Source organism: Prevotella sp. MGM1, assembly GCF_002933775.1.
In the GTDB taxonomy this organism is placed as follows: Bacteria; Bacteroidota; Bacteroidia; order Bacteroidales; family Bacteroidaceae; genus Prevotella.
In genome coordinates, this window is sequence record NZ_BEWV01000160.1 from 1 (window position 1) to 8,871 (window position 8,871).

Consider the following 8,871-nt stretch of genomic DNA (forward strand, 5'->3'; position numbering starts at 1 on the left):
GGATATAGCCGTGTGTCGTTTTCGTTTTGCATAAATATTATCTTTATGCGCATAAATATTCGGTTGGCGGCAGTATATTGTTGGCTGATGTTTTGTTTACATTTTATGGCGCCGGCATATTGACGTGCCGATGTTTTTTTTGATAAATGACATCCGGTATCGGAAAAATTCGTATCTTTGCAATAAGACAGGCTACACCTTGACCCGGGATGACGTGCGTGTCGGAAGATTTGAGACATGTTTCGCGGCTCTCTGTTTGCGCTGTCTTTGAATAAGCGGAAAAAACTGTTGATTACTAAAACATACAACTTATTATATGAAGAAAAACGACATTCGCCTGGGCGGCATGATGGCGGCTCTGAGCGTCGTTCCGGCAGCCTCTCAGGCGGCAGACAACAGCCCGAAGGCCACTCCGGACAGGCCTAACATCATTTTCATACTTGCGGACGATATGGGATATGGAGACCTTTCGTGTTTCGGCAGCAAGCATGTGAAGACACCCAACATAGACCGGCTGGCGGCCACCGGCACCACCTTCACACAGTGCTATGCGGGCAGCGGAATATCATCCCCGTCGCGTTGCGCCCTTATGACCGGAAAGAACACAGGCAATACCACGATCAGGGACAACACGTGCACGGCCGGCGGCATAAAGGGGATAAAGATTTCGCCGAAAGGCGATACCACGTATATACGCCGGGCAAACCTGTTGCCTACGGACACCACTCTGGCCACGGTGGTGGGCGCGGCGGGTTACCGCACGTGTCTGGTGAACAAGTGGCATCTCGACGGGTACGACCCGCTGTCGGCTCCAAACCATCGTGGCTTCGATGAGTTCTACGGATGGACGATAAGCACGGTTCACTCAAACTCGCCTTATTATTATCCGTATTATAGGTTTGCGGGCGACAGTCTGATAACGATAGACGAGAATGCGCACGACCGGCATGTGAAGCACAACACGGATCTTTCAACCGAAGACGCCATCAAGTTCATCCGGCGCAACAGGGAGAACCCGTTTTTCCTTTATCTGGCATACGACGCGCCGCACGAGCCTTATATCATCGACAACACCGTGTGGTATGACGACCGGGACGACTGGTCGGCCGACACCAAGCGGTATGCCGCCCTCATTACCCACATGGACGAGGCGATAGGCAGGCTGATTGCCGAGCTTGACAAAATGGGGCTGAGGGAAAATACTCTCGTGATATTCGCGTCTGACAACGGGGCGGCCGTGCAGGCACCGATTGCCGAGCTTAATTGCAATGCGGGCTTCCGGGGACGCAAGGCACAGTTGTATGAGGGCGGCATCCGTGTGCCAATGATTGTCAACCAACCTGGGCGTGTGCCGGTACGCAAGCTTGAAAACCTTGTTTATTTCCCCGACATCATGCCCACGTTCGCCGCTCTCACCGGAGCGACGTCCGCACTGCCGCAGAGGCTCAACGGCATGAACATACTGCCGCTGTTCTACGGCGGAGAGGCGGATACGGACGACAGGCTGTTGTACTGGGAGTTTCCTGGAAAGCAGCGCGCCGCGCGTCGGGGCGACTGGAAGTGCGTGACAATAAAGCCTGGCAGGCCGCTCGAACTGTACAACCTGAAAGACGACCCGGAGGAACGTGTCAATCTGGCCGACAAGTATCCGGAGATGGTGAAACGGTTTGACGAGGAGATGAAAGCCATGCGCACACCGTCGCCAAATTGGCCGCTTGAAGGTGAGACATTCTGATGTGTCAAAACGAATGTGACTGTATGCTCGTCGTTTAATCACTATTTATCGGCAAGTATTCCATTGCATCTTCCCGTTGTTGATTTTTTTATTATCTTTGCATCAGACAGGCTGTGTCTCGGTAATTTGAAACGAGTTTCATTACACTCGACTTGCACTGTCTTTGTCCTCGACTTGCGTAGCCTTGTCGACTGAATACGATAATAATAAAGATGCGACAACTATTATATATAGCGGGTATACTGATGTTTCTCACGGTGGGTTGCGGGAGAAACGATGACACGGGGCACATCAGTGAGGAGACAAGAAGACGGTTGAGGACTCTTGACGACTCGATAGATGCCATGTCGCCAAAATCATTGTCAATGATAGCAGGCGGCATGGCATCTGCCGTTGACAGCCTGACATGGTATGGATATTACCTGAGATACGCGAGATATTACTATCTGTCGCAGACTCCCGACTCCATGTTGCCGTACATCGACCGTACGCTCGATTTCGCGGATAGTCGCAAGCCTGGGCCGGCGGTGAACGGAATAAAGGCTTTCGCCCTTGAATTGAAAGCTGACTACAGCCACATGTACCGTAAAAATCACGATGAAGTGATAGGCCTTCACACCGAGGCTTACGACTTGATGATGAGGAGCGACAATAAGGGAAGTCTCCCCGAGATCTGCGCTAACCTTGCGGATGCCTATGCGCAAATCAGCGACATGGCACAGGCGGCCGCCTGGTATCGGCGGGCGCTGTTTCTTGTCGATTCGCTGAAAATGCCCGACACGAAAAACATTACCCTCTATCTCGGACTTGCCAACATATACATGCAGCTCAAAGACTATGACTCTTCGCTGCGCTACTATCAGGAGACGAGCAGATACTACGACCTCATGGCGCCGAACATGCAGGCTTATTATCTAAATAATTTCGGCAATTACTATTATTTCAGAAAAGATTACGGTGAGGCGCTCAAAGTGTTCCTCAGACTGGAAAGCATGCTTGACAAATACGGAAACGACGGAATGGCAATGGCTACATGCCGTGTGAACCTTGCCGATGTGTACTTGAACCTTGGCGACGATTTGAAAGCCGAGGAGTATGTGGCGCAGGCTGAGCGGTTTTTCGCCGGCCACAGTGTGTATGCGGGAATGTATTACGCCAACTCGATACGCATCGCACTGGCGGTGAAGGCAGGACGGCCGCATGAGGTTGGGAAGATAATCGCGTCGGAGAAGTTTGCCGCTCCGGGTGATCATGCGCTCGTGGGGATACGCAACAAGTACATGAGGCTGTATCATGAGAGTACGGGCGGATGGAAAGCGGCCCTGAGAAGTCTCGAGGACGAGATGCGCGTGAGCGACTCGATAGAGGAGGCACGCAGCCACATGAGGGCTTCGGAGATCATGCAGAGACTCAAGGAGGACACGCTGTTGCTGCATCATGCCATTGAGATGAACGCCAAGGATATCGAGCTTAGGAACATGTGGGGCGTGGTGGCGGCGATAGTGGTGCTGACGCTGGTGGTCGCAATGCTCTGGGGCACATACACATACAAGCGTAAGCTGCGTACGGAGATGGACATGATGTATCTCAGGCTGGCGAACGTTAGAAACAGGATATCGCCGCACTTCATGTTCAACGTGCTGAACAATCACATGCATACCATGCGTGCGGAAGAGCGTGAGAGGCTGATGATGCTCGTGAAACTGCTGAGAGCGGATCTCGACATGTCGAGAAACATGTTCATCAGTCTTGCCGACGAGATTAATTTCGTAAAGTATTACGTTGATATCGAAAAGCCCATATTGGGCGATGATTTTGAATTTACGGTGGAAGTGCCCGACGATGGGACGCTTTCGGAAATCAGCGTGCCGTCCATGTTTGTGCAGATACTGGTGGAAAATTCAATAAAGCACGGCCTGAAAGGGAAAGACGGGACAAAGCGGCTGATCATAAAGGTGGATGCACTGCCCGGCTGTACTGTTGTCACGGTAGCCGACAACGGCAACGGATTTGACATGAGCCGTGTGCGTAGCGACAGGACAAGGACCGGGCTTGACATAATACGCCATACCATACGCATTATAAACGAAAGGAGAAAGCGGAACTTTATGAGGTTCGACATATCAAACCTGACGGATGGTGACGGAAATACGGCTGGGTGCGAGGCAAGGCTTACGATACCGGCCGATGTGCGGCCGTGAGTGAGGCGGATGTAACAAAACGAAACTGATATATGAGTATGAGAATAATAATAGTTGATGACGACAAACCGGCGATAGAGTCCCTGTCGGACGCTCTTGTCAATTTTCCCGATGTGGAAATAGTGGGCATGGCGCTGACAGGCGAGAGCGGACTGAGACTGGTGGAGGAACTTGAACCGGACGTGCTATTTCTCGATGTGGAAATGCCTGACATGTCGGGGCTTGACTTTCTCGCTACGATGAACGGCGGTGGGGTTGACTGCGATGTGGTGATATGCACCGCTTTCGATAATTACATGCTGTCGGCATTCAGGCAGAAAGCATTTGATTTCCTTCTGAAGCCGGTGGATTCGGACGAGTTGGAGATAGTGATGCAGCGGCTGACGGAGAAGAGGGACAGGCGTGGAGCAAGGCTTGCGGACGGCATGAAAAAGCCGGATGAGGGCACTTTCATATTCTATACCAACTCGGTGGATTTCAGGATGGTGAAGATAAAGGATATAGGAGTGTTCCAGTATAATCACGAGATGCGCTCGTGGGAAGTTGTGGTGGCGGGATGCAAAACCCCGATAAGGCTTAAAAGGAATATGACAAACGACAAGATACTGTCTATCGACAACCGCTTCAGACAGGTAAACCAGAAATATATCATCAATATCGATTATCTCTTCGAGGTGAAAGACAATGTATGCTGTTTCTATCCGCCTTTCGAAAATATCGGATATGTGAAGGTGGGAAGCTTCTTCCGACGCCGGTTCATAGAGCGGTTCAATAAGTTCTGAGGCTTGTCTCCGATTTCTGGGGTTGTGGCGTTCTTATAGTGCTTTAGGAATACCGGGATCATAAAAAAAACAAACTGTGCCAGGCTGTTGTTTCAGTTTGACACAGTTTTTCTTTTTCCGTCATTCATGGCAGTCTTCTACTCTCTGCCGTAGAGGGCTTGTTTGCCGAGCTTTTCCTCGATCCTTATCAACTGGTTGTACTTGGCCGTGCGGTCGGTGCGGCTCAGCGAGCCGGTTTTTATCTGTCCTGAGTTTGTGGCCACGGCAATGTCGGCAATCGTGGTATCCTCAGTCTCTCCCGAGCGATGGCTTATCACGGTTGTGTAGCCGTGGCGATGAGCCATTTCGATAGCATCGAGTGTCTCGGTGAGCGTCCCTATCTGGTTTACCTTTATGAGAATGGAGTTTGCCGCTCCCATCTCTATGCCCTTGCCGAGAAACTCGACGTTGGTGACAAAGAGGTCGTCACCCACCAGCTGGCACTGTCCGCCGATGGCTTTGGTCAGTTTTACCCATCCGTTCCAGTCGTTTTGGTCGAGCGCGTCTTCGATGGAGTCTATCGGATATTTGGTTATCAGGCGTTCCAGATACGCTATTTGCTCCTCGTCACTGAGCTTCTTGCCGTGCTGTTCTTTCGGCATTCCGTTTTTGAGCCTGCTGTAATCGTAGTAGAACTTGCCGTTTTCGATCACCGAGAACTCACTCGCCGCGCAGTCGATGGCTATCGTGACATCGGTTCCGGGAGCGTAGCCGGCATTGCTGATGGCAATCATGATGCAGTCCAGAGCGTCCTCGATACTGTTAAGTGCCGGGGCGAACCCGCCCTCATCGCCTACCGCCGTGGTCAGGCCGCGGTGTTTCAGCAGGGCTTTGAGCGCGTGAAACACTTCCGCTCCCATCCTTATCGCTTCTCTTTCGGTGCTTGCGCCCACGGGGCGTATCATGAATTCCTGAAAGGCTATGGGGGCATCGGAGTGTGCTCCGCCGTTTATTATGTTCATCATCGGTACCGGCATGACGTATGCGTTCGCTCCGCCGAGATACCTGTATAACGGCAGACGGAGGTAGTTTGCGGCCGCATGGGCCACCGCGAGCGACACTCCGAGTATGGCGTTGGCTCCGAGCAGCAGTTTGGCCGGTGTGCTGTCGAGCTTTATCATCGCCTCGTCGATGGTGCGCTGTTCCAGCGCCGATAGCCCTATCAGTGCCGGTTCGATGATGTTGTTCACGTTTTTAACGGCTTCCAGCACACCCTTTCCGCAATAACGCCTTTCGTTTCCGTCGCGCAGTTCAAGTGCTTCGTGTTCTCCGGTGGAAGCTCCCGACGGTACGGACGCTCTTCCTGTGATGCCCGATTCGAGGGTCACTTCAACCTCGACAGTCGGGTTTCCCCTTGAATCGAGTATCTCTCTTGCATGTACTTTGTTGATATTCATGGCTTAAAAGTTTTTTGAATAGTTGATAATAACTTGGTTTATATGTGATAATGAGTTGGTTCTGATAATGACCGTATCTTTTGTGTGCCCGCCTCACGTTTCCCTGCGTGCCTTGTACGGTGCAAATATAGTAAAAAAAGCCGTCCCACAGCGTGATAAGGCTCTGTAAGACAGCACTATTGTTTTATTTTATCTCTTTTTAGTTGATGTTTTGTTTATAAATGTTGAAAAGCCGCTTTGCGCTCGAATATCATGCGTTTCCCGGTGGCAGGGTGGGTGAATTCGAGCCGGCAGGCGTGCAGAAAAAGACGCCCGGCTTTGTGTCCGTACAGTTCGTCGCCTGTTATCGGAGCATTGAGACCGTCGTGATGGGCGCAATGTACACGCAGCTGGTGTGTGCGTCCTGTCTCGGGATGCAGTTCGAGAAGTGTTGTTCCATCTTTTGTTGCCACCGCACGCCATGTTGTTATTGCTTGTCTGCCTTTCGTCTTGTCTACAATCTGCATCGGACGGTTGAGCGTGTCGGGGCGTAGCGGCAGCGAAATGCGGCCGCTGCCGGTCAGTTCGACGTCTACCAGAGCGGCGTATGTCTTCTTTACGCTTCTCGTAAGAAACTGTTTTTGCAGGTTGCGGTAGGCCGCTTCGGTCTTTGCTATAACCAACAGTCCCGAGGTCGCCATGTCGAGACGATGCACTATCATGGGGCCGGTGGCGTCGGGGCATCGCTCACGCATCATGTCGAGCACCGATTGGCGGTTCGTCTTGCCGGGTACAGACAGCATTCCGGCCGGTTTGCATATTACGGCAATATGCCCGTCTTCGTATATTATGTCGGCCGTTTCATGGTTGTCGGCGGCCTGCGGGTCATCATCCACATCGAGTCCTTGCAGCATGTGGGTGAGTATCGGCAGGCATTTGCCGCGGCATGACGGGTAGTAGCGGCCGTGGTGGCGCACTTCCGACTTGGGTGCCGCGCCCCACCAGAACTCGGCCATGCATACGGGATGCAGCCCGTGAGCGTATGCGTACTGCAGCAGTTTGGGCGCACAGCACTCTCCCGCACCCGCCGGTGGTACCCGTCCGGCAGTCTCTTTGAATATATCCGTGAGGTCACGGCATTCTCCACGGGCGTTAAGCATCTTGAATTGGGAGAACAGCCATGCCTGCAATTCATCCGACATGCGTCTCCGCCGTTCGCGGAGAGCGGCTATCTCGTTATCAAAAACGGCCAGGGCCTTTTCCGTTGCGGCTGTTGCCGCTGCGTGACGGAGCTTTATCCGTCGCAGTTCGGCCTTCAGATATTGGCTTTCCCGTATCAATCTGCCTTCCTCTTCCTGCGTCAGCCCGTCGGGACAGGCATTCCGTAGCGCGTCTCTTTCGGCCTTTGCCTGTCGCATTTTATGTCTGAACCCATCCTCCTCGGCGACCGCTTTGGCCTTAATGTCAGCCAGTTTGGCAAGCAACGACAGTCTCTTCTCGTTGTTTTCAAGTTCGGTCACCCGCTTGTTTACCGCCGTGATTTCCGCTTCACGCCTTTTGAATGTTCCGTCGGGGTGTTGGGCATCGAACACAGGCGGCACGAAAAACGGCAGGTCGTTGCGCCCGTCGAGCAATCCGGAGTAGGCCGCGAGATAATAAAGCCGCTCCCCTTGCTTCACAACAAGGACTCCGAACATCTTTCCCTCGTCGGCAAACGCCTTAATATCGCTTGCCGATATATAATCCTGTACCTCCCTGACGGCCGTTATGCACAGCTTGTGAGGCTCATAGCAGAATGGGAAGGTAAACCGTCCGGGTGGTTCTATCGTAGTGTCGAGAGGGTGAATAATGTCTGTCATGACGGCAAAGTTACGATTTTTTTTATTACCTTTGTATGTTCGGAAAACGATAATTATGCTTTCGCTGGCCGATAAGTGATTTCTATTAAAGGGATAAATGAGTCCTGTTGATGGGATAAACTCTTTTTGCGTAGGAAACAAGCAGTTCCTTATTAAGTGGATAAGCGCTTCCTTTTAAGTAAATAAATGCTTCCTTTTATAAATAAGTGCTTTGGGTAACGCTGATAAACACTTACTGTAGGGTAAATTTAAATGTTTTCGCATATATACAAATCAAATAAACAATCAGGCAAAATGAATAAACTACTGACATTGACAATCGTCATATTGATTTCTTTTACGGCCTACGGCCAAGGCGTTTACACCCGTGAATGCAATGACAAGGTGCTTCAAAAGAAAGCCGCCAAGTGGGTGAAGAAAGGAAAATGGCGCAACGGTTTTACCGCTGCCGCGCCTCACGAGACTGTAAACTCGGTGGAATTTTACGAGCAATATGCCAAGAATACCGACCAGTGGGAAGCCATGTTCCGCTGGCTTGCCTCAACGGACCTGCTCGCCATTCCCGCCGGCAAGCACCCGATAGAGGGTACGGAACTTGTGACAAGCGTGGAAGACAGTGAGAACGGAGAGCTTGCCAAGCGCCGCAGCGAGAGCCATTACCACCATGTCGACTTCCAATATGTTGTCAAAGGCACTGAACGATTCGGAATCATCGACCACAACACGAGCGAACCGAACACCAAGTACCGTCCCGACGTGATACATTACAGATACGATCCGGACAAGACACGGTTCTACGACTCCGCTACCGATAAGTTCTTTGTCTTCTTCCCGTCAGACTGGCACATCGCAAAGATAAAGACAGACGGTGACAGTCAG

Annotated in this window: 6 protein-coding genes; 4 read left to right on the top strand and 2 right to left on the bottom strand. The window is 51.7% G+C overall.

The window, feature by feature from the left end; translation table 11 throughout:
* Positions 1–316 precede the first annotated feature (316 nt).
* The 3 genes from MoGM_RS05990 (at position 317) to MoGM_RS06000 (ending at position 4,718) form a co-directional block, all read left to right on the top strand.
* A complete protein-coding gene (locus tag MoGM_RS05990; RefSeq protein WP_104369206.1) occupies positions 317–1,735 on the top strand; it encodes a sulfatase-like hydrolase/transferase in 1,419 nt (472 codons plus the stop codon).
* A 212-nt stretch (positions 1,736–1,947) separates the two neighbouring features.
* On the top strand, positions 1,948–3,936 hold the full coding sequence (locus MoGM_RS05995; RefSeq protein ID WP_104369207.1) for a histidine kinase: 1,989 nt from the start codon (positions 1,948–1,950) through the stop codon (positions 3,934–3,936).
* Positions 3,937–3,968: 32 nt separating this feature from the next.
* A complete protein-coding gene (locus tag MoGM_RS06000; RefSeq protein ID WP_104369208.1) occupies positions 3,969–4,718 on the top strand; it encodes a LytTR family DNA-binding domain-containing protein in 750 nt (249 codons plus the stop codon).
* A gap of 137 nt (positions 4,719–4,855) precedes the next feature.
* On the opposite strand, the gene eno is transcribed toward MoGM_RS06000, so the two are convergent.
* On the bottom strand, positions 4,856–6,154 hold the full coding sequence (gene eno / locus MoGM_RS06005) for a phosphopyruvate hydratase (protein ID WP_104369209.1): 1,299 nt from the start codon (positions 6,152–6,154) through the stop codon (positions 4,856–4,858).
* Between the two features lie 215 nt (positions 6,155–6,369).
* The gene (locus tag MoGM_RS06010) at positions 6,370–7,992 is read right to left on the bottom strand and encodes an RluA family pseudouridine synthase (RefSeq protein WP_104369210.1); all 1,623 of its coding nucleotides are present in this window, start codon (positions 7,990–7,992) and stop codon (positions 6,370–6,372) included.
* Positions 7,993–8,286: 294 nt separating this feature from the next.
* On the opposite strand from MoGM_RS06010, the gene MoGM_RS06015 reads away from it, so the two are divergent.
* On the top strand, positions 8,287–8,871 hold a 585-nt coding region (locus MoGM_RS06015), incomplete at its 3' end, for a YhcH/YjgK/YiaL family protein (RefSeq protein WP_104369211.1).

Bases quoted from the DNA above. Each gene is read 5' to 3' on its own strand.
- MoGM_RS06000 (WP_104369208.1), top strand. From the start codon at position 3,969: ATGAGTATGAGAATAATAATAGTTGATGACGACAAACCGGCGATAGAG.
- MoGM_RS06010 (WP_104369210.1), bottom strand. From the start codon at position 7,992: ATGACAGACATTATTCACCCTCTCGACACTACGATAGAACCACCCGGA.
- MoGM_RS05990 (WP_104369206.1), top strand. From the start codon at position 317: ATGAAGAAAAACGACATTCGCCTGGGCGGCATGATGGCGGCTCTGAGC.
- MoGM_RS05995 (WP_104369207.1), top strand. From the start codon at position 1,948: ATGCGACAACTATTATATATAGCGGGTATACTGATGTTTCTCACGGTG.
- eno (WP_104369209.1), bottom strand. From the start codon at position 6,154: ATGAATATCAACAAAGTACATGCAAGAGAGATACTCGATTCAAGGGGA.